This is a genomic window from Pseudomonas sp. DVZ6 (assembly GCF_024259445.1).
Classification (GTDB): domain Bacteria; phylum Pseudomonadota; class Gammaproteobacteria; order Pseudomonadales; family Pseudomonadaceae; genus Aquipseudomonas; species Aquipseudomonas peradeniyensis.
Genome location: NZ_JANCLM010000061.1, coordinates 1 through 20,803 on the forward strand (window position 1 = coordinate 1; position 20,803 = coordinate 20,803).

Here is a 20,803-nt window from a genome sequence, read left to right on the forward strand (position 1 = left end):
GCGGGCGCCCCCCCCCGCGGGGCAAGCCCGCTCCCACGCTGCCCCAGTCAAATCAAGGAATTGTGTTTTGTTCCATGAGAGCGGCCCCAGGGATGCCAGACCGGGCCACTGTCGTTAGACTGTCATCTCCCCACCACCGGACAGGAGTCCCGGCGTGCCCGACCCCCGCAGTTTCCCCAGCGACCTGTGCCTTGAAAGCCCACGCCTGCAGCTGCGCCCCATGCGCCATGGCGACGCGCAGCAGTGGCTGACCATCATGGCCGACCCGGAAGTGATGCGTTACTGGTACCACGCCCCCTGGCAGACCCTGGCCGAGGCCGAAAGCGCCCTGGCCGCCGACCGCGAAGCCTATGCCGCCGGCCAGTTGCTCAAACTGGGCATGTACCGCCGCGACAACGGCGAGCTGATCGGCATGGTCCAGCTGTTCAACCTCGAGGAGGGCTCGCGCCGTGGCGAGGTCGGCTACTGCCTGGCCAAGTCGGCCCAAGGGCGGGGCTACATGGACGAGGCGCTGACCTGCTTCATCGACTACCTCGCCCACACCCTGCACCTGCGTCGCCTGGAGGCGGAAATCGACCCGCGCAACCAGGGCTCGGCGCGCACCCTCGAGCGCCAGGGCTTCGTCCTGGAGGGGACGCTGCGGGCCCGCTGGTGCGTAGCGGGTGAGCTGTCTGACTCGGGGCTGTACGGGCTGCTGCTGGAACCGCCTGTGGCCTGATACCCGAGGGTGTCATGGACGAGTCTTTTATTGATGGATGGAGCCCGTGTTTTGCCTGTTTTATATGTGACGTTCACCTTGCTGCTGTTCCTGCTATGCCTGTGTTTCGACGGCATCCTGATGGGCGTCGATGGGCATATGCCTGCTTTGCAGATACTGCTCATGGGCCCTTGGGGCATTGCCTTCGGGCAGTACCAGTGGTTTGCCAATCCGCTGCTGGGCCTGGCGCTGCTCGCCCATCGGCGCTTTCGCCGGCTGGCGCTTGCAGCCGGGGTGATCGCGCTGGGCCTGGCGCTCAGTTGCCTTGGCATCGAACGGGTGCCGGACAACCGCAGCTATAACTTCCTGCCCCTGACGGGTTTTGGCGCCGGTTACTATCTATGGACACTGGCGATCCTGCTGTTCTGCGTCGGGCAGGCCTGGTGGTGCCGCAAGGTGCGTTCGGCGGCGGATGTGCCGGGCTGGCGCTGGTTCGATGGTGTGTTGATCACGGTGCTGGTGGCGACGATCTACGCCGGGACGCAGATGCCGAGCCTGCGCGTCCAGCCGAGCGGCGCCGACGAGTTGCCGGAGCAGGCTGCGACACGCTGATGCTGCGCGCCCGTCGGGTTTGGAAAGACGCCAGGGCTGGGTTAAGGTCGCAGCTTGTCCCGTTTTCTCCAGGTACCTGATTTGCCCGCTTTCTACCTGACCACCAGCCTGGCCCTGTACCTGCTGAGCCTGGCCTTCGACGGTGCCCTGACCGGCGCCGGGCGGCATGTGCCGGCGCTGCAGATGCTGCTCTACGGCCCCTGGGGCATCGCCTTCGGCCTGTACCAGTGGTTCGCCAATCCGCTGCTGGCACTGGCGGTTCTCGCCCACCGCCGGTTCCGCCGTCTGGCGCTGGTGTGCGGGCTGGTGGCGCTGTACCTGGCGGCCAGCAGTTTCGCCATCACCCGCTTGCCGGACAACCAGAGCTACGCCTTCCAGGATGTGACCGGATTCGGCGCGGGCTTCTACCTGTGGCTGCTGGCGATCCTGGTGTTCTGCCTGGGGCAGCTGTGGTGGTGCTGGAAGGCGCGCTCGGCGGCGGATGTGCCGGGCTGGGGTTGGCTCGATGTGGCGCTGATCGCTGCCCTGAGCGTGGCGCTGTATGCCGGTACGCAGATGCCCTCGCTGCGCTTCGAGCCGCACAAGGTGATCGTGCCGCCGGAGCAGCCGCGCAGCTTATGATGGATTGCCCTGCGACAAGGCCCTTAATGCCAGCTCTTTCAAGGTCTTTGGGTGCGAGGATTGTTGACTGAGTGAGGGCCACCAAGTGTTCGCCGCAGGGCGAGCGGCGGGCACTTGATGGCCCTCAACGCACCGTCCCCCACTGCACCACGATCATCCCGATCACGATCATCCCCACCCCCGCCAACCGCAACAGGTTCACCGGCCGCTCCGGCAACCCCATCAAGCCAAACTGGTCGATCAGCAGCGACGACAGCACCTGCCCGGCCACCACGCAGACGATGAACCCGGCTGCCCCCAGGCGCGGCGTCAGCACCAGCGCGGCGGTGATGTACAGCACCCCGGCGACCCCGCCGAACCAGGCCCACCAGGGCGCATGGGCCAGTTGCTGCACCTGCGGCAGCGGCGCGCGCATCAGCAGCAGGGCCGGCACCAGCATCAGCAGGCTGACCAGCAACGACACCCCGGCGGCCCACAGCGGATGGCCGAGCAGGCGCCCGAGCGCGGCGTTGCTGCCCGCCTGGAACGGCACGGCGGCGCCTGCAAGGAGGGCGATGAGCAAGGGGAGGGCGGCGAAGAGGCTGGCGGGCATGGTGTCTACTCCAGATAAGAACACTGGCCTTAGTCTCAATCATGCATTTCAATGATGGAAATTCGAACTTCGCACAGGCTGTATTCGTACCATGGATGATTTGCGCCGCATCGACCTGAACCTGCTGCTGACCTTGCACGCCTTGCTCAGCGAGCAACATGTCTCCCGGGCGGCACTGCGCCTGCATCGCAGCCAGCCGGCGGTCAGCCATGCCCTGGCGCAGTTGCGCGAGCTCTTCGCCGACCCGCTGCTGGTGCGACGCGGTGGCCGCCTGCAACTGACAGCCCGTGCCGAGGCCTTGCAAGCGCCGTTGCAGGAGGCGTTGCAGCAACTCGACGGATTGCTCGGCACGCCGGGCTTCGAGCCGGCGCGGGTACGGCGTACCTTTCGCCTGGCCATGTCCGACTACGGCGCCCGCGTGGTGCTGCCAGCGCTGATGCGCCTGCTGCGGCGCGAAGCGCCGGGCATTGACCTGGTGGTGTCCCAGGGCAGCCGTGAGGCGATGCTCGGCCAGTTGATCGACGGCGAGGCGGACCTGGCGCTGGGCGTGTTCCCGGAGCTGCCGACGGAAATGGCCCAGCAGGTGCTGTTCGAGGAGTCCTTCGTCTGCCTGGCCGACCGCGCCAGCCTGCCGCCCCGTGGCGGCCTGGCGCTCGACCCGTGGCTGGCGCGGCCCCATGTGCTGGTGGCGGTACGCCCCGGCATCGACAACGAGATCGACCAGGCCCTGGCCAGCTTGGGCGCACGTCGGCGCATCGCCTTGACCCTGCCGCATTGGGGTGTGGCCCAAAGCCTCATTGCCGGGACCGATCTGGTGCTCACCGTGGCCCGGCGCAGCCTCGCCGGTGCCCGGCTGGACCCGGCGCTGCGCCAGTTCGCGCCGCCCCTGGCGATCTCGCCGTTCGCCTTCGCCCAGGCCTGGCATTCGCGGCGTGACGGCGATGCCGGGCACCGCTGGCTGCGGGCGCGGATCCAGGCGCTGTGCGTGAACGAAAGCGTGGCAGGGTGCTAGTGTCCTGTCTCGGAAATAAGCTGTTCACTTTTGGCGGCGTCTTGGGCGCCCGGCCTGCGTTGCCACTCCTCGCCATAGCCCTGCTATGACTCGTCGCGGCGCCTTGCCCGAACACCCAAGCCACTCGCCAAAAGAGAACGTATTTCCGAGACAGGACACTAGGCTGTGCCAAGACCCTAAGCGAGAAGGAATGCCCATGTTCAAGCGTTACCTGCCCGGCGTTGCCGCCCTGCTGATCGCGACCGCTGCCCAGGCCGAAGACTATTCGCCCACCTACACCCAGTGCATGGACAAGGCCTCCAGCACCTTGGCCATGGGCGCCTGTATCCAGGCCGAGACCCAGCTACAGGATGACCGGCTGAACCGGGTCTACAAGCAGTTGATGGCCAAGCTCGACAGCCAGCAGCAGAAGGACCTGCGCGAAGTCCAGCGTACCTGGATGAAGTACCGCGACGGCAACTGCGCGTTCCACGGCAAGTTGAGCAACGGCAGCATCTACCGCATCGAAGGCGCGATGTGCGAGATGGACATGAGCAAGGACCGGGCGGCGGAGCTGGAGCGTGTGCTCAGTCCGGGGCAGTAGCGCAGCATCAGCTTACAGATTGGTGGTTGATCTGGTCGGCTGAAGGGTATCGCCGCGACCTTGATGGCTGTATTTTTGTACAGCTCATGGACAGCTTGTTCACCAAGGGAGGAGCACATGCCTGACAGCACCGATGTCGCCAACTACTTCCTCACGCTGGAAGGCGAGGCGGGTGAAATCTCGAACCTGAAGCTGCAGAAGCTGGTTTATTACGCGCAGGGCTTCAGCTTGGTCTTGCTGGGCGGGCCGTTGTTCGAAGAGCGAATCGAGGCCTGGATGCATGGCCCGGTGGTGCCCGACCTCTACCGCCGGTTCAGCCAGCACGGCTCGAACCCGATTCCGGTGCCTGCCGTGTTCGAGCCGACCTGCTTTTCCCGGGAGCAGGCCCGTCTGATCAAGGAGGTCTTCGAGGTTTATGGGCAGTATTCGGCGTGGAAGCTCCGCCAACTGACCCATGAAGAAGACCCCTGGCGGGACAATTATCAGGAGGGCGCTTTCAGCCGGGAAATTCCCCGGGACGAAATGCAGCGCTACTTCAGGAACCACCTGGTGAACTGAGCAATGGTACGCAAGCGACTCAAGGAGCGAGACGCCCAGGGAAATCAGGTCAGGACACGCCAAGCGGCAGGCGAGGCTGACGATTCGGACCTGCGCCCACCAGTGTTCTCACTGGAGTACCTGCAATCAGGTTGGTGCATCCAGGATTGCCAGCAGGCGGAGCGGGCGCGGATGCTCGAGCGACTGCGCCAGATCAGCCAACGCACGTGGCGAGAGATCCGCCAGCTCGATCGACACGGTTATGGCACGGAGACGATTTCACGCGGCAGTATCAGGGCTGTGTTGCCTTCATTTCTCACCGAGGATGTTCGGTTGCTGGCGTTCAGGGCTTTCGATCTGGTGGCGATGGTGGGGTATCGCAGCGGGCGGATCTTCCATGTGATCTGGATAGATCGTGAGTTCAAGTTGTACAAGCATTGACGCGAAGTGCAGTGGTCCTTTGGTGGGCTAGTCAAGCGGGGTATGGCACCGGCTTTGCCGGTGTTCGCGGGCAAGCCCGCTCCCACAGGGTGCGCGGACTACCCGCGAAGTCAGCTCCCTGCGCGACTGTGGGAGCGGGTTTACCCGCGAAGAATCCAACGCGGTGCCTGGCACCGGCTTCGCCGGTGTTCGCGGCTAAAGCCGCTCCCACAGGTCCCTGCTAAATCAATCAGTCATTTGCAGTTCCATTGGAGCGGTCTTGCCCGAGCTTCAGGCGCTGCGGTGCGCGCGTCGTGCCCGGGCCTTCAGGTACTCGCGCACCTCCACGCCGTCTCCGGCGAACTCGATCCGCTGTGCCTTGGCCTCACGCTGGTAGGCGTACATCGGGTCGTAGTACTCCTTGAGCAGCCCTTCGATCCACCCTCGGTGCAGGCTCACGTCACCACTGCGCAACTGCTCCTCCAGCGCCTGGTCGAGCAACGTCGACAGCCGCTGGAAGCGTTCGCCGCCCAGGCGCTTGTGGATGTTGGCCATGCTCTGGCGCATGCGCTCGGCGAACAGTGGGCCGCCGGCCTCTGCACCGTGCACGGCGATGTATTCGGCGCACAGGTTGATCACGTAGTCGCGCAGGATGCGTTCCACGCGATGCTCGAAGCTGTCTTCAAGCCACACCAGCGGATAGCGCTGCATGCCCTGGTACAGCTCCAGCGGCACCGCGCAGCTGCCGACCACGCGGCCTTCGTCCTCGAGCACGAACTGGCCGGTGCCACGCTCGCGTTTCTTGAGGATGTCGATGGCCAGCGCATTCTCGAAATCGATCTGCGCCGGCTGCGCCGTGGCGCGCTTGCCGAAGCTGGAGCCGCGGTGGTTGGCGTGGCCTTCCAGATCGAGCACGTTGTCCAGCTGGTGCAGCACATCGGTCTTGCCGGTGCCGGTCAGCCCGCCCAGCAGAACGAACTCGCACTGCTGCACCGCCTGCAGCGTGGTATCCATCAGCAGGGTGCGCATGGCCTTGTAGCCGCCCACCACCTTCGGGTACTGGATGCCGGCGTCCTTGAGCCAGCCCTGGACGATCTGCGAGCGCAGGCCGCCACGGAAGCAGTAGAGGTAGCCGTCGGGATGGGCCTGGGTGAACGCGGCCCAGTCTTCCAGGCGCTGCTGCTTGAGCGCGCCGTTGACCAACTGGTGGCCCAGGGCGATGGCGGCGGCCTGGCCCTGCTGCTTGTAGCAGGTGCCGACCTTCTGCCGCTCCTGGTCGTTCATCAGCGGCAGGTTGACGGCGCCGGGGAAGGCGCCCTTGGTGAATTCGATTGGTGCGCGCATGTCCATCATCGGCACGTCGTCGAGGAACAGCTGTTTCAGCTCGGTGCAGTCGGGGCGCATCAGATCACCTCGACTGCGTGGCTCTGTCGCTCGACCAGCTCGCCGATCGGCGCCAGCTCGAGCCCGAGTTCCCGCGCCACGGCGAGGAATTCCGTCTCGCCCTGCGGGGTGACCGCCACCAGCAGGCCGCCGCTGGTCTGCGGGTCGCACAGCAGGTGCTTCTGCTCGTCGCTCAACGCGCCGATCTTGTGCCCGTAGCTGTCGAAGTTGCGCAGGGTGCCGCCGGGGATGCAGCCTTCGGCCAGGTAATGCTCGACGCTTGGCAGGCGCGGCACGGCAGCGAACTGCAGGCGGGCGGTGAGGCCGCTGCCTTCGGCGACTTCGACCAGGTGGCCGAGCAGGCCGAAACCGGTGACGTCAGTCATCGCCTGCACGCCGTCGAGCTTGCCGAAGCGGCTGCCCGGGGTGTTGAGGGTGCACATCCAGTCGCGGGCCAGGCCCTGGTCCTGCTCGCGCAGCTTGGCCTTCTTCTCGGCGGTGGTGAGAATGCCGATGCCCAGCGGCTTGGTCAGGTACAGGCGGCAGCCGACGCTGGCGGTGTCGTTGCGCTTGAGGTGGCGCTTGCTCACCACGCCGGTCACGGCCAGGCCGAAGATCGGCTCGGGGGCGTCGATGGAGTGGCCGCCGGCCAGCGGGATGCCCGCTTCGGCGCACACGGCGCGGCCGCCGCGGATCACCTCGCGGGCGACTTCCGGCGGCAGCACGTTGACCGGCCAGCCGAGGATGGCGATGGCCATCAGCGGGTCACCGCCCATGGCGTAGATGTCGCTGATGGCGTTGGTGGCGGCAATGCGGCCGAAGTCGTACGGGTCGTCGACGATGGGCATGAAGAAGTCGGTGGTCGAGACCACGCCACGCTCGTCATCCAGGGCGTAGACGGCGGCGTCGTCGCGCGAGGCGTTGCCGACCCAGAGTTTTGGGTCGAGGGCCTGGGTGCCGCTCTCGGCGAGGATCACATCCAGGACCTTGGGAGAAATCTTGCAGCCACAGCCAGCGCCGTGGCTGTACTGTGTCAGACGAATCGGCTCGCTCATGTGCACCTCGACTTTTCGTGATGCGCGATTGTAGCAAAGCTGGCCTTTGTGCCTGCGGCTCTTATACTTCCCTCGTTTGCCAGCATCGCGGGGCAAGCCCGCTCCCACGCAGACCCGCGCTTTACACGTGGGAGCGGGCTTGCCCCGCGATGCGATACCGACTCATGCCCCGCTATCGAACGGAGAATCCCCCATGCTCAAACGCCCCTTGGCCCTGTTTGCCGGCCTCGCGCTGTCCTGCTGCGCGGTGGTCGCCCAGGCCGCCGATGTGCTGCGCGTCAGCGCCATCCCCGACGAGGCGCCGACCGAACTGCTGCGCAAGTTCAAGCCGCTGGGCGAATACCTCGAGCAGCAACTGGGCATGAAAGTGCAGTTCGTGCCGGTGGCTGACTACCCGGCGGTGGTCGAGTCGCTGGCCAGCGATCGTCTGGACCTGGCCTGGCTGGGGGGCTTCACCTTCGTCCAGGTGCACCTGAAGGACCCCAAGGCCACGCCGCTGGTGCAGCGTGAGCAGGATGCCAAGTTCACCAGCAAGTTCATCACCGCCAACCCGGACGTGAAGAGCCTCAAGGATCTGAAGGGCAAGACCTTCGCCTTCGGTTCGATTTCGTCCACCTCGGGCAGCCTGATGCCGCGTTACTTCATGCTCAAGAACGACAACATCAAGCCCGAGGAGTACTTCAGCCGCGTCGCCTATTCCGGCGCCCACGATGCCACCGCCGCCTGGGTCCAGGCCGGTAAGGCCGATGCCGGTGTGCTCAACGCCAGCGTCTGGGACAAGCTGGTCGCGGCCGGCAAGGTCGACACCAGCAAGGTGAAGGTGTTCGCCACCACGCCGGAGTACTTCGACTACAACTGGACCGTGCGCGGCAACATGGACCCGGCGCTTAAAGAAAAGATCAAGCAGGCCTTCCTTGCCCTGGATCCGGCCAAACCTGCGGACAAGGCGATCCTCGACCTGCAGGCCGCCAGCCGCTTCATCGAGACCAAGCCCGAGAACTACAAGGGCACCGAGCAAGCTGCGCGTGAGGCCGGCCTGCTCAAGTGAGTATCCGTGTTCAGGGCGCCAGTGTGCGCCATGGCCAGGTCCAGGCCTTGAGCGCGGTGGACCTGCAGTTCGGCCAGGGCGAGCGGGTGGCGATCATCGGCCCGTCCGGGGCCGGCAAGTCCAGCCTGCTGCACCTGATGGCCACCGCCGTGCCGCCCAGTGGCGGGCGGCTGGAGTTGTTGGGCGAGCAGCCTTGGGCATTGTCTGCCCGGGCCCGCCAGCGCCTGCGCGCACGGGTTGGCCTGGTGCACCAGGCGCCGCCCCTGCCGCCGCGCCAGCGGGTGGTCACCGCGGTGCTGGCAGGGCGCCTGGGGCAGTGGGGCACGTTGCGCGGGCTGCTCAACCTGATCCACTCCGGCGATGTACCCGGTGCCCGTGCGGCGCTGGCCGAGCTGGGCATGGCCGACAAGCTGTTCGCCCAATGCGGGCAGTTGTCCGGTGGCCAGTTGCAGCGGGTCGGCATCGCCCGCGCCTTGTACCAGCGACCCGAAGTGCTGCTGGCCGACGAGCCGGTCTCGGCCATGGACCCGGTGCTGGCCGACCACAGCCTGGCGTTGCTCAACCGTCATGCCCAGGCCCATGGCGTGACCCTGGTCGCCAGCCTGCACGCGGTTGAGCTCGCCCTGGCGCATTTTCCGCGCATCATCGGTATTCGTGCCGGGCAGGTGGCGTTCGATTGTCCGGCAGCAGCGGTCAGCGAAGCGATGCTCGATGCCTTGTACGCCAACGAGCAACTGGCCTCGCCTGTCACCGCGACGGCAAGCCTGCAGGTGCAGATCCCGCGATGCTGAGCACTGACCAGCGCGATCCCGCTGCCATCCCTCGCTTGTTGCTGACCCTGCTGTGCCTGGCGCTGCTGTGGCCGGGCTTGCACTTGAGCGAGCTGGATCCCGGCGTGCTGTTGCAGGCCGAGAACCGTCAACAGATGGCCAGCTTCGTCAGCGCGTTCTGGCCCCCGGCCCACGACGGCGAGTTTCTCGATTTATTGCTCAGCGCCACGGTGCAGACCCTGGCCGTGGCCACGGCGGGCATGACCCTGGCGCTGCTGCTGGCGGTACCGGCCAGTCTGTTGGCCAGCCGGGCACTGTCGCTGCGGGCGGCTTCCAATGGTGGACGTCTGCGACCGTGGTCACGCGCTGCGCGCCTGCCGGTGCGCGGCGTGTTGATCTTCCTGCGCAGCGTGCCCGAGATCGTCTGGGCACTGCTGTTCGTCCGCGCCGTGGGCCTGGGCCCGACCGCCGGGGTGCTGGCCATCGCCATTACCTACAGCGGCATGCTCGGCAAGGTCTACGCGGAGATCTTCGAATCGGTGGACCAGCGCCCGGCCCATGCCTTGCTCCAGGCCGGCAGCAGCCGGCTGTCGGCGTTTCTCTACGGCACCCTGCCCGAGGCCGCGAGCGAGGTGGTGTCCTACACCGTGTACCGCTGGGAATGCGCGGTGCGCGCCTCGGTGGTGATGGGCTTCGTTGGCGCCGGCGGCCTCGGCCAGCAGATCGACCTGTCGATGCGCATGTTCGCCGGCGCCGAGGTGGCGAGCATGCTGCTGACCTTCCTGCTGCTGGTGATGCTGGCCGACCTGCTCAGCCGCTTCCTGCGCGGGAGGCTCGCATGAGGCGGGTGATCAATGGGCTGGTGATTGTCGCGATCCTGGCGGCGGTGCTGGCGTCGTTCGCCTACCTGGAGCTGGACCTGGCAGCGGTTGTCGGCAGCGGTGGGCCGGCGCAGATGGGGGAATACGCGGCGCGTTTCCTGCACCCGGACCTCTCTGTGGCGCACCTGCGGGCGGTTGGGCGCGGCGCCTTGGAAACGCTGGCGATGTCGGGGATGGGGACACTGCTGGCAATACTGCTCGGCCTGATGCTGGCGCTGCCGGCCGCCGGACGCTTTGGCTGGCCGTTGCAGGGCGCGGCGCGCCTGCTGCTCAATGCGCTGCGGGCGATTCCGGAGCTGGTCTGGGCGGCGCTGACCGTGCTGGCGGCGGGCCTGGGGCCGAATGCCGGCACCCTGGCGCTGGCGCTGCACACCGCCGGGGTGCTGGGGCGGCTGTTCGCCGAGGCGCTGGAGAATGCGCCGCCTGAGCCTGCGACGGCGATCCGCCTGCAAGGCGGCAGTCAGGTGGCGGCGTTCTGTTTCGGCACGTTGCCCAACCTGTGGCCACAACTGCTGGCGTACAGCCTGTATCGCTGGGAAAACAACATCCGCATGGCCAGCGTGCTGGGCTTCGTGGGGGCGGGCGGGCTGGGACAGATGCTCTACGCGACCCTGAGCCTGTTCCAGGAGGCCCAGGCCAGCACGGTGATCATCGCCATGCTGTTGCTGGTGCTGCTGGTGGATGCCCTGAGCAATGTGCTGCGCCAGCGTTTCGTGCGCGCCTGAACGGGCTTGATGCGCTACCTGATCTCTGACTGTAGTCCCGCTCCGGCCTCGCGCCAAGCCCTGTTCGTCAATCCGAAAAATAAACTTCACTAGAGCGTAAAAAGACTTTTTTCGGTCATGGTTTTTGCGGTATCAAGGAATCAGACAGCCGAACCCTGCAGCACAGGTGGCGTCATCCACGCCCCTTTTGCCAGGTGAGCTTCCCGCCCGTAACGACGCGGATACGGGAAGAACGGCAGTCACTCTGCGGCGCAGCCGTTCGCGCCGTGTGGCTTTCACATAAGGTGAACGAGTATGGATGACCAAGGACGCAACCCTTCCTCCAACCAGCCAATCCTGTATGTGCTCGATACCAACGTCCTGATTCACGACCCCAACGCCCTGCTCAACTTCGAGGAGCACCACGTCGCCATACCGATGACGGTGCTGGAGGAACTCGACAAGCTCAAGACCGGTAAACACACCATCGCCGCCGAGTGTCGCCAGGCCATCCGCCTGATCGACCAGACCCTCGGTGATGCCTCGCCCAGCGATGTCGAGCAGGGCGTGCCGATCCAGCGCGGCAAGAGCGGGCCCAAGGGCTTCCTGTCCATCCTCATGAGCACGCGCAACGAGCCGAACCGCCTGCTCCCCGAAAACCTCGCCGACAACATCATCATCAACCAGCTGCTGGACCTGCGCGCCAAGCGCAAGGACCTCGACGTGGTGCTGGTGACCAAGGACATCAACATGCGCCTGAAGGCGCGTGCCTGCGGGATTGCCGCCGAGGACTACAGCACCGACCAGCTGGTCGACGACGTGTCCTTGCTGTCCAAGGGCTATCACTCGGTCACAGGGTCGTTCTGGGACCGCGTGAGCAAGGTCGACACCCGCCAGGAACGCGGCCGTACCTGGCACCGGGTGCAACTGATCGACAACCTGCCGGCGGTGCATATCAACGAGTTCATCATCGATGAACAGGGCTTCGTCGGTTGGATCAAGGGCATCCGCAACGACGAGCTGCTGCTGCTCGACCTGCACCAGGAACCGCTGCTGCACCAGGAAGCCTGGGGCCTCAAGCCGCGGGACATCCACCAGAGCCTGGCGCTGTTCGCCCTGCTCGACCCGGATATCCACCTGGTCAACCTCACCGGCGCCGCCGGCTCCGGCAAGACCATCCTGGCGTTGGCCGCGGCCATCGAGCAGACCATGGTCAGCAAGCGCTACCGGCGCATCATCGCCACCCGCAGCGTGCAGGGGCTGGACCAGGAGATCGGCTTCCTGCCGGGCACCGAGGCGGAGAAGATGGAGCCCTGGCTGGGCGCCATCACCGACAACCTCGAAGCGCTGCACATGGACGACGAGAGCACCCACGGCAGTGTCGAGTACATCCTCGAGCGGGTGCCGTTGCAGTTCAAGTCGCTGAACTACATCCGGGGTCGCAGCTTCCAGCAGAGCCTGATCCTCATCGACGAGTGCCAGAACCTCACGCCGCACCAGATCAAGACCATCATCACCCGCGCGGGGAACGGGTCCAAGGTGGTCTGCCTGGGCAACCTGGCGCAGATCGACACGCCGTACCTGTCGGCCACCAGCTCCGGGCTGACCTACCTGACCGAACGCTTCAAGGACTTCCCCCACGGCGTTCACATCACCCTGCAGGGCGTGCCGCGCTCGGTGCTGGCCGAGTACGCCGAGTCGCATCTGTAACCCAAGCCCGCTCCCACGATTCGTCGTGGGAGCGGGCTTACCCCGCGATGCGCTGATCTGCCCTCTGCTCAAAGCTGACCTGCAGGTTTACACTCTGTATTCCCTACCCAGGAGCAGAGCAGTGCTGACTCATCTTGATTCCCAGGGGCGCGCCAACATGGTCGACGTCACTGAAAAGGCCGTGACCGCGCGCGAGGCGATTGCCGAGGCGCGGGTGCGCATGTTGCCGGACACCCTGCGCATGATCGTCGATGGCCAACATCCCAAGGGCGACGTGTTCGCCGTGGCGCGCATCGCCGGCATCCAGGCGGCGAAGAAGACCAGCGACCTGATCCCGCTGTGCCATCCGCTGATGCTTACCGGCGTCAAGGTCGAGCTGGCCGCCGAAGGCGAGGATGTGGTGCATATCGTCGCCCGCTGCAAGTTGGCCGGGCAGACCGGCGTCGAGATGGAAGCCCTGACCGCCGCCAGCGTCGCCGCGCTGACCATCTACGACATGTGCAAGGCGGTGGACAAGGGCATGGTCATCGAGCAAGTGCGCCTGCTGGAGAAGACCGGCGGCAAGAGCGGCCACTACAAGGTGGAGGGGTGATGAAGGTCAAGGTCATGTATTTCGCCCGCTACCGTGAGTTGCTGGGCGTCGATGCCGAGCGCCTGGAAGGTGACTTCAAGGTACTGGAGGATGTGCGCCAGGCCCTGGTGGGCAAGGGCGGGCATTATGCGGTGCTGGCCGAGCAGAACCTGATGTGCGCCCGCAACGAAGAGCTGTGCCGGCTCGATGAGCCAGTGGAAGAGGGTGACGAGATCGCGTTCTTCCCACCCGTGACCGGAGGTTGACCGTGGCCGTACGTGTCCAGCAGGCGGCCTTCGACCCGGGCGCTGAGGTCAACGCCATGCACGCCGCCAATGTCGGCGTGGGGGCGGTAGTCGGTTTCGTCGGCTACGTGCGCGACTTCAACGATGGCCTGGATGTGGCCGGGATGTTCCTCGAGCACTACCCGGGGATGACCGAGAAGGCCCTGGCCAAGATCGTGGTCGAGGCCGAGCAGCGCTGGCCGTTGCTCAAGGTCGAGGTGCTGCACCGCATCGGCGCCCTGGAGCCGGGCGAGCCGATCGTCTTCGTCGGCGTGGCCAGCGCGCACCGCCAGGCGGCGTTCGATGCCTGCAATTTCATCATGGATTACCTGAAGACCCGGGCGCCGTTCTGGAAGAAGGAGAACACCCGGGAAGGGCCGCGCTGGGTCGAGGGTAAGCAGAGCGATCAGGATGCGGCGGGGCGCTGGGAGTCCTAGGGAAAGGTCGCTTTCTGTAGGAGCGGCCTTGTGCCGCGAAAGGGCCGCAAAGCGGCCCCAGGGTTTCAGCATTGATGCAGATATTGCTGGGGCCGCTGCGCGGCCCTTTCGCGGCACAAGGCCGCTCCTACAGGGAGGTGAGCGGCCTTGAAGATCAATGATGCTTGCGCGGCACCGGCTTCAACAGCTCATCCGGCGGCATCTCGCACTTGATCTTGCGCCCCAGCAGCTCTTCGATCGCTGGCAGCTGGTACGAATCGTCCTCGCCGGCAAAGCTGATCGACACACCGCTGCTGCCCGCACGGCCGGTACGGCCGATACGGTGCACGTAGTCGTCCGGATCTTCCGGCAGGGTGAAGTTGATCACATGGCTGATGCCGTCGATGTGGATGCCGCGGCCGGCCACGTCGGTGGCCACCAGCACGCTGATGCGTCCTTCGCGGAAATTCTCCAGGGTGCGGATGCGCTTGTGCTGCGGCACGTCACCCGACAGCTGGGCGGCGTTGATGCCGTCGCGCACCAGTTTCTCCTCGATGCGTCGCACCTCGTCCTTGCGGTTGGCGAACACCATCACCCGTTCCCACTTGTTCTGCGTGACCAGGTTGTACAGCAGCTTGTACTTGTCGCTGCCGGCCACGGCGTAGACGTGCTGCTCGACGGTCTCGCTGGCCACGTTCTCCGGCTCGATCTCGACGATGGCCGGATCGGTGGTCCACTGCTTGGCCAGGTTCATCACATCGTCGGTGAAGGTGGCCGAGAACAGCAGGGTCTGGCGCTCGCTCTTGGGCGGGGTCTGGCGGATGATCTGGCGGACCTGGGGGATGAAGCCCATGTCGAGCATGCGGTCGGCTTCGTCCAGCACCAGCACCTCGACCATGTCCAGGTGCACCTCGCCGCGCTGGTTGAAGTCCAGCAGGCGGCCGGGGGTGGCCACCAGGATGTCGCAGTGGCGGGCCTCCAGCGACTTGAGCTGCTTGTCGAAGTCCATGCCGCCGACGAAGCTCATCACGTTCAGGCCGCTGTACTTGGTCAGGGCCTGGGCATCCTTGGCGATCTGTACCACCAGCTCGCGGGTCGGGGCGATGATCAGCGCCCGCGGCTCGCCCATGTAGCGCTCCTTGGGCGGCGGCACCTGCTGCAGCTGCGAGATGATCGAGACCAGGAACGCGGCGGTCTTGCCGGTGCCGGTCTGGGCTCGGCCGATGGCGTCCTGGCCACGCAGGGTGTGGCCCAGGACCTGGGCCTGGATCGGCGTGCAGTAAGGGAAACCGAGGTCGTGGATGGCGTGCATCAGCTCGTTGGAGAGCTTGAAGTCGTGGAAGCGGGTCTTGCCTTCCTGCGGCTCGACCACGAAGTCCTCGGGTTTCCACAGGCTGGCCTGAGGCTTGGGCTTGCGTTCGCGGCGCGGCTTGTCACGGGCGGGCTGTTCGACGCGCGGCTGGTCGGCGGGCTGGGGTTCGGCCTGCGGTTTTGCCGCGGCCCTGGGCTTGGCGTGCTGGCGCGCTGGCGCCTTTTCGACGGCGGGTTGCGCAGCCGGCGCGGGCGGGGTCACGGCGACGGGCTCGGCGGCCTGCGGCGTGGCGTCTCCCTTGGCGAATATTTTCTTGAGTGCCTTGAGCACGGTCGTCTCGTCAACTGGTTAAGGAATGTACGCCGGGCAGTGTAATGCAAGAATCGGGCGCGGCGTAGTGCAATGCATCCTGGGCTACACGATCACTTCAGCTGGCGGCTCAGCCAGTCGTGGATGTCGGACAGCTCGGCCACCGCCACTTCGTGTTCCATGGGGTACTCGTGCCATTGGGCAGCCACACCCCAGGTATCGAGGTATTCGAACGCCGTGCGGCCCATCGACGGGATCACCACCGAGTCATGCACGCCGTGCAGGCACAGCGCCGGGGTGCGCTGCTGGCAGGCGCTCAGCTGCTGGGCGTCGGTGAAGGTCGGTGCGTAGGTGGACAGTGCGATCACCCCGCCCAGGGCTTCCTGCCACTTTATATAGGCGGTGTGCAGCACCACGGCGCCGCCCTGGGAGAAACCGGCGAGGACGATGCGCGATAGGTTGATGCCCTTGGCCTGTTCCGCCTTGATCAGGGCAATGACCTGATCGGCCGATTCCTCCAGCTGCGTTTCGTCGATGGCCCGCGCCGGGGTCATGGCCTTGATGTCGTACCAACTGGGCATTTCGTAGCCACCGTTGATGGTCACCGCGCGCGTTGGCGCCTGGGGCATGATGAAGCGAGTGCTCAGCAGGCGTTCCTGGAGAAATTCCGCCACAGGTAGGAAGTCGTAACGGTCGGCCCCCAGGCCGTGCAACCAGATCACACAGGCGTCGGCGGTTTTCTGCGGTTCGAGGATCAGCGGGTTGGTCATGACTGCTCCGAAAGAGTGCTTGCGTACTTATGTAGTGCGTAAAAAGAAGGCATTGGAGGTTAATGCCAGAAAAAGATGTCGCAACTCTACAACTTTTACTACTTGACTACCGCTTAATCGCTTAAGCCTTCGACTGTGGTACGCCCTTTGCTACGTCCTTGCCATGCGAAGAGGTGGACCGGTCGCGGTAACACCCCTCGTGTGGATCGAAGGCTGTCATAGAACAGCCCATTGCGCCAATTGACCCAAAAACAAGCCAACAAGGGGTCGGATGCGCCTCATAAGGGTGCGGTGCAATTCCGGCTCATACAACAAGAGCGATTTGGAGGTTGTTGATGAAGATGTTGAAAACCACCCTGGCAGTCCTGACCGCCGCCGCTGCGCTGGGCGCCACCAGCTTTGCCCAGGCCGGCGCCACCCTCGATGCGGTGAAGAAGAAGGGCTTCGTCCAGTGTGGCGTGAGCGATGGTCTTCCAGGCTTCTCCGTACCGGACGCGCAAGGCAAGATCGTCGGCATCGACGCCGATGTGTGCCGCGCCGTCGCCGCCGCCGTGTTCGGCGACGCGACCAAGGTCAAGTTCAGCCAGCTCAACGCCAAGGAGCGCTTCACCGCGCTGCAGTCCGGCGAAGTCGACGTGCTGTCGCGCAACACTACCTGGACCAGCTCGCGCGATGCCGGCATGGGCCTGGTGTTCGCCGGTGTCACCTACTACGACGGCGTCGGCTTCCTCGCCAACAAGAAACTCGGCGTCTCCAGTGCCAAGGAACTCGATGGCGCGACCATCTGCATCCAGGCCGGTACCACTACCGAGCTGAACGTCTCCGACTACTTCCGCGCCAATGGCCTGAAGTACACCCCGATCACCTTCGACACCTCCGACGAAAGCGCCAAGTCGCTGGAGTCCGGCCGTTGCGACGTACTGACCTCCGACAAGTCGCAGCTGTTCGCCCAGCGCTCCAAGCTGGCCGCGCCGACCGAGTACGTAGTGTTGCCGGAGACCATCTCCAAGGAACCGCTGGGCCCAGTGGTGCGCAAGGGCGACGAGGAGTGGTTCAGCATCGTCAAGTGGACCCTGTTCGCCATGCTCAACGCCGAAGAGGCCGGCGTCACCTCGAAGAACGTCGAGGCCGAGGCCAAGTCCACCAAGAACCCTGACGTCGCCCGCCTGCTGGGCGCCGACGGCGAGTATGGCAAGGACCTCAAGCTGCCCAAGGACTGGGTAGTACAGATCGTCAAGCAAGTCGGCAACTATGGCGAAGTGTTCGAGAAGAACCTGGGCCAGAGCACCGACCTGAAGATCGACCGTGGCATGAACGCCCTGTGGAACAACGGCGGCATCCAGTACGCGCCACCGGTGCGCTGATGGTTGCACCCCGCGGCGGCATCCTGCCGCCGCGGGTCGTTCGAATCCCTTCTTTTCGGGGCACTTCATGCAAAATCAAATCGGCGCACGGAAAGGGTTTTCCCTTAGTGATCCACGTGTGCGCGCGTGGCTGTTCCAGATCCTCACGGTGGTCTTCGTGGTGGGCCTGGGCTGGTACCTGTTCCACAATACGCAGACCAACCTGCAGCACCGGGGCATCACCTCGGGCTTCGATTTCCTCGAGCGCAGCGCCGGCTTCGGCATCGCCCAGCACCTGATCCCCTACGTGGAATCGGACAGCTATGCCCGGGTGTTCGTCATCGGCCTGCTCAACACCCTGCTGGTGACCTTCATCGGCATCATCCTGGCCACCTTGCTGGGCTTCATCATCGGCGTGGCGCGGTTGTCACCGAACTGGATGATCAACAAGCTGGCGACGGTGTACGTGGAGACCTTCCGCAACATTCCGCCGCTGCTGCAGATCCTGTTCTGGTACTTCGCCGTGTTCCTGACCCTGCCCGGGCCACGGGGCAGCATCAACATCGACGACACCTTCTTCATCAGCAACCGCGGCCTGAACATGCCCGGCGCCTCGATGGCCGAGGGCTTCTGGCCGTTCGTCATCGCGCTGGTGCTGGCGATCGTCGCCATCGCGGTGATGGTGCGTTTCGCCAACAAGCGTTTCAACGAAACCGGCGAGCCGTTCCACAAGTTCTGGGTCGGCCTGCTGCTGTTCATCGGCATCCCCGGCGTCTGCGCGCTGCTGTTCGGCAGCCCGGTGCACTGGGAAGTGCCGCAGCTCAAGGGCTTCAACTTCGTCGGTGGCTGGGTGCTGATCCCCGAGCTGCTGGCGCTGACCCTGGCGCTGACCATCTATACCGCGGCGTTCATCGCCGAGATCGTGCGTTCCGGTATCCGTTCGGTCAGCCACGGCCAGACCGAGGCGGCCCGCTCGCTGGGCCTGCGCGAAGGCCCGACGCTGCGCAAGGTGATCATTCCCCAGGCCTTGCGGGTGATCATTCCGCCGCTGACCAGCCAGTACCTGAACCTGGCAAAGAACTCGTCGCTGGCCGCCGGTATCGGCTACCCGGAGATGGTCTCGCTGTTCGCCGGTACCGTGCTCAACCAGACCGGCCAGGCCATCGAGGTGATCGCCATCACCATGAGCGTCTATCTCGCCATCAGCATCAGCATTTCGCTGTTGATGAACTGGTACAACAAGCGCATTGCGCTGATCGAACGGTGAGGGTACATCCGTGACAGCCCATGTTTTCAAACCCGACATGCCGCCACCGGTGAAGACCGTTGGCGTGCTCGCCTGGATGCGGGCCAACCTGTTCTCCAGCTGGCTCAACACCCTGCTGACATTGTTCGCCCTGTACCTGGTCTGGCTGATCGTGCCGCCGCTGGTGCAGTGGGCGTTCATCGACGCCAACTGGGTCGGCACCACTCGCGCCGACTGCACCAAGGAGGGCGCCTGCTGGGTGTTCATCCAACAGCGCTTCGGCCAGTTCATGTACGGCTACTACCCGGCGGAACTGCGCTGGCGCGTCGACCTGAGCGTATGGCTCGCCGTGCTCGGCGCCGCACCGCTGTTCATCAAGCGCTTCCCGCGCAAGGCGGTGTACGGCCTGGGCTTCCTGGTGCTGTACCCGATCCTCGCCTACATCCTGCTGCATGGCGGTGTGCTGGGCCTGGACACGGTGCCCACCAGCCAGTGGGGCGGCCTGATGCTGACCCTGGTGATCGCCACGGTCGGTATCGTCGGCGCCTTGCCGCTGGGCATCCTGCTGGCGCTGGGGCGGCGTTCGAACATGCCGGCGGTGAAGGTGGTCTGCGTGACCTTCATCGAGTTCTGGCGCGGCGTGCCGCTGATCACCGTGCTGTTCATGTCATCGGTGATGCTGCCGCTGTTCCTGCCCGAGGGCATGAGCTTCGACAAGCTGCTGCGGGCGATGATCGGCGTGATCCTGTTCCAGTCGGCGTACATCGCCGAGGTGGTGCGCGGCGGCCTGCAGGCCATCCCCAAGGGCCAGTACGAAGCCGCCGCGGCCATGGGCCTGGGCTACTGGCGGGCGATGGGCCTGGTGATCCTGCCCCAGGCGCTCAAGCTGGTGATTCCTGGCATCGTCAACACCTTCATCGCCCTGTTCAAGGACACCAGCCTTGTGATCATCATCGGCCTGTTCGACCTGCTCAACAGCGTCAAGCAGGCAGCGGCTGACCCGGCCTGGCTGGGCATGGCCACCGAGGGCTATGTGTTCGCCGCCCTGGTGTTCTGGATTTTCTGTTTCGGTATGTCCCGCTACTCCATGCACCTGGAGCGCAAGCTGGACACTGGCCACAAGCGTTAGGAGTTTCGAAATGAGTGAAGCGATCAAGCAGCCTGCCGGCCCCGAAGGCATCATCCAGATGCAGGGCGTGAACAAGTGGTACGGCCAGTTCCATGTGCTCAAGGACATCAACCTGAACGTGCGCCAGGGCGAGCGCATCGTCTTGTGCGGGCCGTCCGGCTCGGGCAAGTCGACCACCATCCGCTGCCTCAACCGGCTGGAGGAACACCAGCAGGGGCGCATCGTCGTCGATGGCGTGGAGCTAACCAATGACCTCAAGCAGATCGAGGCGATCCGCCGCGAGGTGGGCATGGTGTTCCAGCACTTCAACCTGTTCCCGCACCTGAGCATCCTTGAAAACTGCACCCTGGCGCCGATGTGGGTGCGCAAGCTGCCGCGGCGCAAGGCCGAGGAAATCGCCATGCACTTCCTCGAGCGCGTGCGCATTCCGGAGCAGGCGCACAAGTACCCGGGGCAGTTGTCTGGTGGTCAACAGCAGCGGGTGGCGATTGCCCGGGCGCTGTGCATGAAGCCGAAGATCATGCTGTTCGACGAGCCGACTTCGGCGCTGGACCCGGAGATGGTCAAGGAGGTGCTGGACACCATGGTCAGCCTGGCCGAAGACGGTATGACCATGCTCTGCGTGACCCACGAGATGGGCTTTGCCCGCACCGTGGCGAACCGGGTGATCTTCATGGACAAGGGGGAGATCGTCGAGCAGGCCGCGCCGGATGACTTCTTCGACCGGCCGCGCAGTGATCGGACCAAGTTGTTCCTGAGCCAGATCCTGCATTGATGCAGTCGGGGCCGCTTTGCGGC

The 20,803-nt window shown here is 65.1% G+C and carries 24 protein-coding genes; 19 read left to right on the forward strand and 5 right to left on the reverse strand.

The features are described from left to right. Positions 1–154 precede the first annotated feature (154 nt). From NMG10_RS24515 to NMG10_RS24525, 3 genes are all read left to right on the forward strand, one after another. The gene (locus NMG10_RS24515; RefSeq protein ID WP_232854692.1) at positions 155–718 is read left to right on the forward strand and encodes a GNAT family N-acetyltransferase; all 564 of its coding nucleotides are present in this window, start codon (positions 155–157) and stop codon (positions 716–718) included. A gap of 51 nt (positions 719–769) precedes the next feature. Continuing rightward, on the forward strand, positions 770–1,309 hold the full coding sequence (locus NMG10_RS24520; protein ID WP_110736792.1) for a hypothetical protein: 540 nt from the start codon (positions 770–772) through the stop codon (positions 1,307–1,309). An 81-nt stretch (positions 1,310–1,390) separates the two neighbouring features. Beyond that, the gene (locus NMG10_RS24525; RefSeq protein ID WP_254465288.1) at positions 1,391–1,930 is read left to right on the forward strand and encodes a hypothetical protein; all 540 of its coding nucleotides are present in this window, start codon (positions 1,391–1,393) and stop codon (positions 1,928–1,930) included. Positions 1,931–2,054: 124 nt separating this feature from the next. On the opposite strand, the gene NMG10_RS24530 is transcribed toward NMG10_RS24525, so the two are convergent. After that, complete coding sequence (locus NMG10_RS24530) at positions 2,055–2,522, reverse strand: DMT family transporter (RefSeq protein ID WP_203647938.1); 468 nt, start codon at positions 2,520–2,522, stop codon at positions 2,055–2,057. A gap of 91 nt (positions 2,523–2,613) precedes the next feature. On the opposite strand from NMG10_RS24530, the gene NMG10_RS24535 reads away from it, so the two are divergent. The 4 genes from NMG10_RS24535 (at position 2,614) to NMG10_RS24550 (ending at position 5,095) form a co-directional block, all read left to right on the forward strand. Next, positions 2,614–3,534: a LysR family transcriptional regulator gene (locus NMG10_RS24535; protein ID WP_203647937.1), complete on the forward strand. Its 921-nt coding sequence runs from the start codon at positions 2,614–2,616 to the stop codon at positions 3,532–3,534. A gap of 196 nt (positions 3,535–3,730) precedes the next feature. Next, complete coding sequence (locus NMG10_RS24540) at positions 3,731–4,117, forward strand: lysozyme inhibitor LprI family protein (RefSeq protein ID WP_062575096.1); 387 nt, start codon at positions 3,731–3,733, stop codon at positions 4,115–4,117. A 117-nt stretch (positions 4,118–4,234) separates the two neighbouring features. Beyond that, positions 4,235–4,675 carry a Panacea domain-containing protein gene (locus NMG10_RS24545; protein ID WP_203647936.1) on the forward strand — a complete coding sequence of 147 codons (441 nt, stop codon included), beginning with the start codon at positions 4,235–4,237 and terminating at the stop codon, positions 4,673–4,675. 3 nt (positions 4,676–4,678) lie between these two features. Next, positions 4,679–5,095 (forward strand): hypothetical protein, encoded by a 417-nt coding sequence (locus NMG10_RS24550; RefSeq protein WP_203647935.1) that lies wholly within the window; start codon positions 4,679–4,681, stop codon positions 5,093–5,095. 270 nt (positions 5,096–5,365) lie between these two features. Here the strand turns inward: NMG10_RS24550 and mnmH are convergent, their stop codons facing one another. Together mnmH and selD are read right to left on the reverse strand one after the other, a co-directional pair. Further along, positions 5,366–6,478, reverse strand: a complete 1,113-nt coding sequence (gene mnmH, locus NMG10_RS24555; RefSeq protein WP_203647934.1) for a tRNA 2-selenouridine(34) synthase MnmH — start codon at positions 6,476–6,478, stop codon at positions 5,366–5,368. Next, a complete protein-coding gene (gene selD / locus NMG10_RS24560) occupies positions 6,478–7,512 on the reverse strand; it encodes a selenide, water dikinase SelD (protein WP_203647933.1) in 1,035 nt (344 codons plus the stop codon). Before selD ends, mnmH begins: the two co-directional genes overlap by 1 nt. Positions 7,513–7,705: 193 nt before the next feature. Here selD and NMG10_RS24565 point away from each other — a divergent pair, with 193 nt between their 5' ends. The 8 genes from NMG10_RS24565 to moaE all read left to right on the forward strand — a co-directional run bounded on the left by NMG10_RS24565 (position 7,706) and on the right by moaE (position 13,917). Continuing rightward, on the forward strand, positions 7,706–8,560 hold the full coding sequence (locus tag NMG10_RS24565; protein ID WP_254465289.1) for a putative selenate ABC transporter substrate-binding protein: 855 nt from the start codon (positions 7,706–7,708) through the stop codon (positions 8,558–8,560). Further along, positions 8,557–9,351 carry a phosphonate ABC transporter ATP-binding protein gene (locus tag NMG10_RS24570; RefSeq protein ID WP_254465290.1) on the forward strand — a complete coding sequence of 265 codons (795 nt, stop codon included), beginning with the start codon at positions 8,557–8,559 and terminating at the stop codon, positions 9,349–9,351. The genes NMG10_RS24565 and NMG10_RS24570 overlap by 4 nt, the downstream gene beginning before the upstream one ends. Further along, positions 9,345–10,172 (forward strand): ABC transporter permease, encoded by an 828-nt coding sequence (locus tag NMG10_RS24575; RefSeq protein WP_232854685.1) that lies wholly within the window; start codon positions 9,345–9,347, stop codon positions 10,170–10,172. Before NMG10_RS24570 ends, NMG10_RS24575 begins: the two co-directional genes overlap by 7 nt. Continuing rightward, a complete protein-coding gene (phnE, locus tag NMG10_RS24580; RefSeq protein ID WP_203647931.1) occupies positions 10,169–10,936 on the forward strand; it encodes a phosphonate ABC transporter, permease protein PhnE in 768 nt (255 codons plus the stop codon). The genes NMG10_RS24575 and phnE overlap by 4 nt, the downstream gene beginning before the upstream one ends. Positions 10,937–11,230: 294 nt before the next feature. After that, positions 11,231–12,625, forward strand: a complete 1,395-nt coding sequence (locus NMG10_RS24585) for a PhoH family protein (RefSeq protein WP_011535580.1) — start codon at positions 11,231–11,233, stop codon at positions 12,623–12,625. 121 nt (positions 12,626–12,746) lie between these two features. Beyond that, positions 12,747–13,217: a cyclic pyranopterin monophosphate synthase MoaC gene (gene moaC / locus NMG10_RS24590; protein WP_046857035.1), complete on the forward strand. Its 471-nt coding sequence runs from the start codon at positions 12,747–12,749 to the stop codon at positions 13,215–13,217. Further along, complete coding sequence (gene moaD, locus NMG10_RS24595) at positions 13,217–13,462, forward strand: molybdopterin converting factor subunit 1 (protein ID WP_203647930.1); 246 nt, start codon at positions 13,217–13,219, stop codon at positions 13,460–13,462. The genes moaC and moaD overlap by 1 nt, the downstream gene beginning before the upstream one ends. A 2-nt stretch (positions 13,463–13,464) precedes the next feature. Further along, positions 13,465–13,917 carry a molybdopterin synthase catalytic subunit MoaE gene (gene moaE, locus NMG10_RS24600; protein ID WP_203647929.1) on the forward strand — a complete coding sequence of 151 codons (453 nt, stop codon included), beginning with the start codon at positions 13,465–13,467 and terminating at the stop codon, positions 13,915–13,917. A gap of 154 nt (positions 13,918–14,071) precedes the next feature. Here the strand turns inward: moaE and rhlB are convergent, their stop codons facing one another. Together rhlB and NMG10_RS24610 are read right to left on the reverse strand one after the other, a co-directional pair. Then, entirely contained in the window at positions 14,072–15,538 is a 1,467-nt protein-coding gene (gene rhlB / locus NMG10_RS24605; protein WP_254465291.1) for an ATP-dependent RNA helicase RhlB, read from the reverse strand. A 92-nt stretch (positions 15,539–15,630) separates the two neighbouring features. Continuing rightward, positions 15,631–16,287: an alpha/beta hydrolase gene (locus NMG10_RS24610; RefSeq protein WP_254465292.1), complete on the reverse strand. Its 657-nt coding sequence runs from the start codon at positions 16,285–16,287 to the stop codon at positions 15,631–15,633. Positions 16,288–16,622: 335 nt separating this feature from the next. On the opposite strand from NMG10_RS24610, the gene NMG10_RS24615 reads away from it, so the two are divergent. The 4 genes from NMG10_RS24615 to NMG10_RS24630 all read left to right on the forward strand — a co-directional run bounded on the left by NMG10_RS24615 (position 16,623) and on the right by NMG10_RS24630 (position 20,780). Beyond that, complete coding sequence (locus NMG10_RS24615; protein ID WP_023629381.1) at positions 16,623–17,651, forward strand: amino acid ABC transporter substrate-binding protein; 1,029 nt, start codon at positions 16,623–16,625, stop codon at positions 17,649–17,651. Between the two features lie 67 nt (positions 17,652–17,718). Next, on the forward strand, positions 17,719–18,897 hold the full coding sequence (locus NMG10_RS24620) for an amino acid ABC transporter permease (RefSeq protein ID WP_232854682.1): 1,179 nt from the start codon (positions 17,719–17,721) through the stop codon (positions 18,895–18,897). Between the two features lie 10 nt (positions 18,898–18,907). Next, positions 18,908–20,005 carry an amino acid ABC transporter permease gene (locus tag NMG10_RS24625; RefSeq protein WP_232854681.1) on the forward strand — a complete coding sequence of 366 codons (1,098 nt, stop codon included), beginning with the start codon at positions 18,908–18,910 and terminating at the stop codon, positions 20,003–20,005. Positions 20,006–20,015: 10 nt separating this feature from the next. Next, positions 20,016–20,780: an amino acid ABC transporter ATP-binding protein gene (locus tag NMG10_RS24630; protein ID WP_232854680.1), complete on the forward strand. Its 765-nt coding sequence runs from the start codon at positions 20,016–20,018 to the stop codon at positions 20,778–20,780. Positions 20,781–20,803 lie beyond the last annotated feature (23 nt).

Excerpts from the sequence above, each read along its gene's own strand:
- NMG10_RS24565 (WP_254465289.1), top strand. The coding sequence starts at position 7,706 with ATGCTCAAACGCCCCTTGGCCCTGTTTGCCGGCCTCGCGCTGTCCTGC.
- NMG10_RS24545 (WP_203647936.1), top strand. The coding sequence starts at position 4,235 with ATGCCTGACAGCACCGATGTCGCCAACTACTTCCTCACGCTGGAAGGC.
- NMG10_RS24535 (WP_203647937.1), top strand. The coding sequence starts at position 2,614 with ATGGATGATTTGCGCCGCATCGACCTGAACCTGCTGCTGACCTTGCAC.
- phnE (WP_203647931.1), top strand. The coding sequence starts at position 10,169 with ATGAGGCGGGTGATCAATGGGCTGGTGATTGTCGCGATCCTGGCGGCG.
- NMG10_RS24610 (WP_254465292.1), bottom strand. The coding sequence starts at position 16,287 with ATGACCAACCCGCTGATCCTCGAACCGCAGAAAACCGCCGACGCCTGT.
- moaD (WP_203647930.1), top strand. The coding sequence starts at position 13,217 with ATGAAGGTCAAGGTCATGTATTTCGCCCGCTACCGTGAGTTGCTGGGC.
- NMG10_RS24540 (WP_062575096.1), top strand. The coding sequence starts at position 3,731 with ATGTTCAAGCGTTACCTGCCCGGCGTTGCCGCCCTGCTGATCGCGACC.
- NMG10_RS24615 (WP_023629381.1), top strand. The coding sequence starts at position 16,623 with ATGAAGATGTTGAAAACCACCCTGGCAGTCCTGACCGCCGCCGCTGCG.
- NMG10_RS24530 (WP_203647938.1), bottom strand. The coding sequence starts at position 2,522 with ATGCCCGCCAGCCTCTTCGCCGCCCTCCCCTTGCTCATCGCCCTCCTT.
- selD (WP_203647933.1), bottom strand. The coding sequence starts at position 7,512 with ATGAGCGAGCCGATTCGTCTGACACAGTACAGCCACGGCGCTGGCTGT.
- mnmH (WP_203647934.1), bottom strand. The coding sequence starts at position 6,478 with ATGCGCCCCGACTGCACCGAGCTGAAACAGCTGTTCCTCGACGACGTG.
- NMG10_RS24620 (WP_232854682.1), top strand. The coding sequence starts at position 17,719 with ATGCAAAATCAAATCGGCGCACGGAAAGGGTTTTCCCTTAGTGATCCA.
- NMG10_RS24575 (WP_232854685.1), top strand. The coding sequence starts at position 9,345 with ATGCTGAGCACTGACCAGCGCGATCCCGCTGCCATCCCTCGCTTGTTG.
- NMG10_RS24550 (WP_203647935.1), top strand. The coding sequence starts at position 4,679 with ATGGTACGCAAGCGACTCAAGGAGCGAGACGCCCAGGGAAATCAGGTC.
- NMG10_RS24630 (WP_232854680.1), top strand. The coding sequence starts at position 20,016 with ATGAGTGAAGCGATCAAGCAGCCTGCCGGCCCCGAAGGCATCATCCAG.
- NMG10_RS24585 (WP_011535580.1), top strand. The coding sequence starts at position 11,231 with ATGGATGACCAAGGACGCAACCCTTCCTCCAACCAGCCAATCCTGTAT.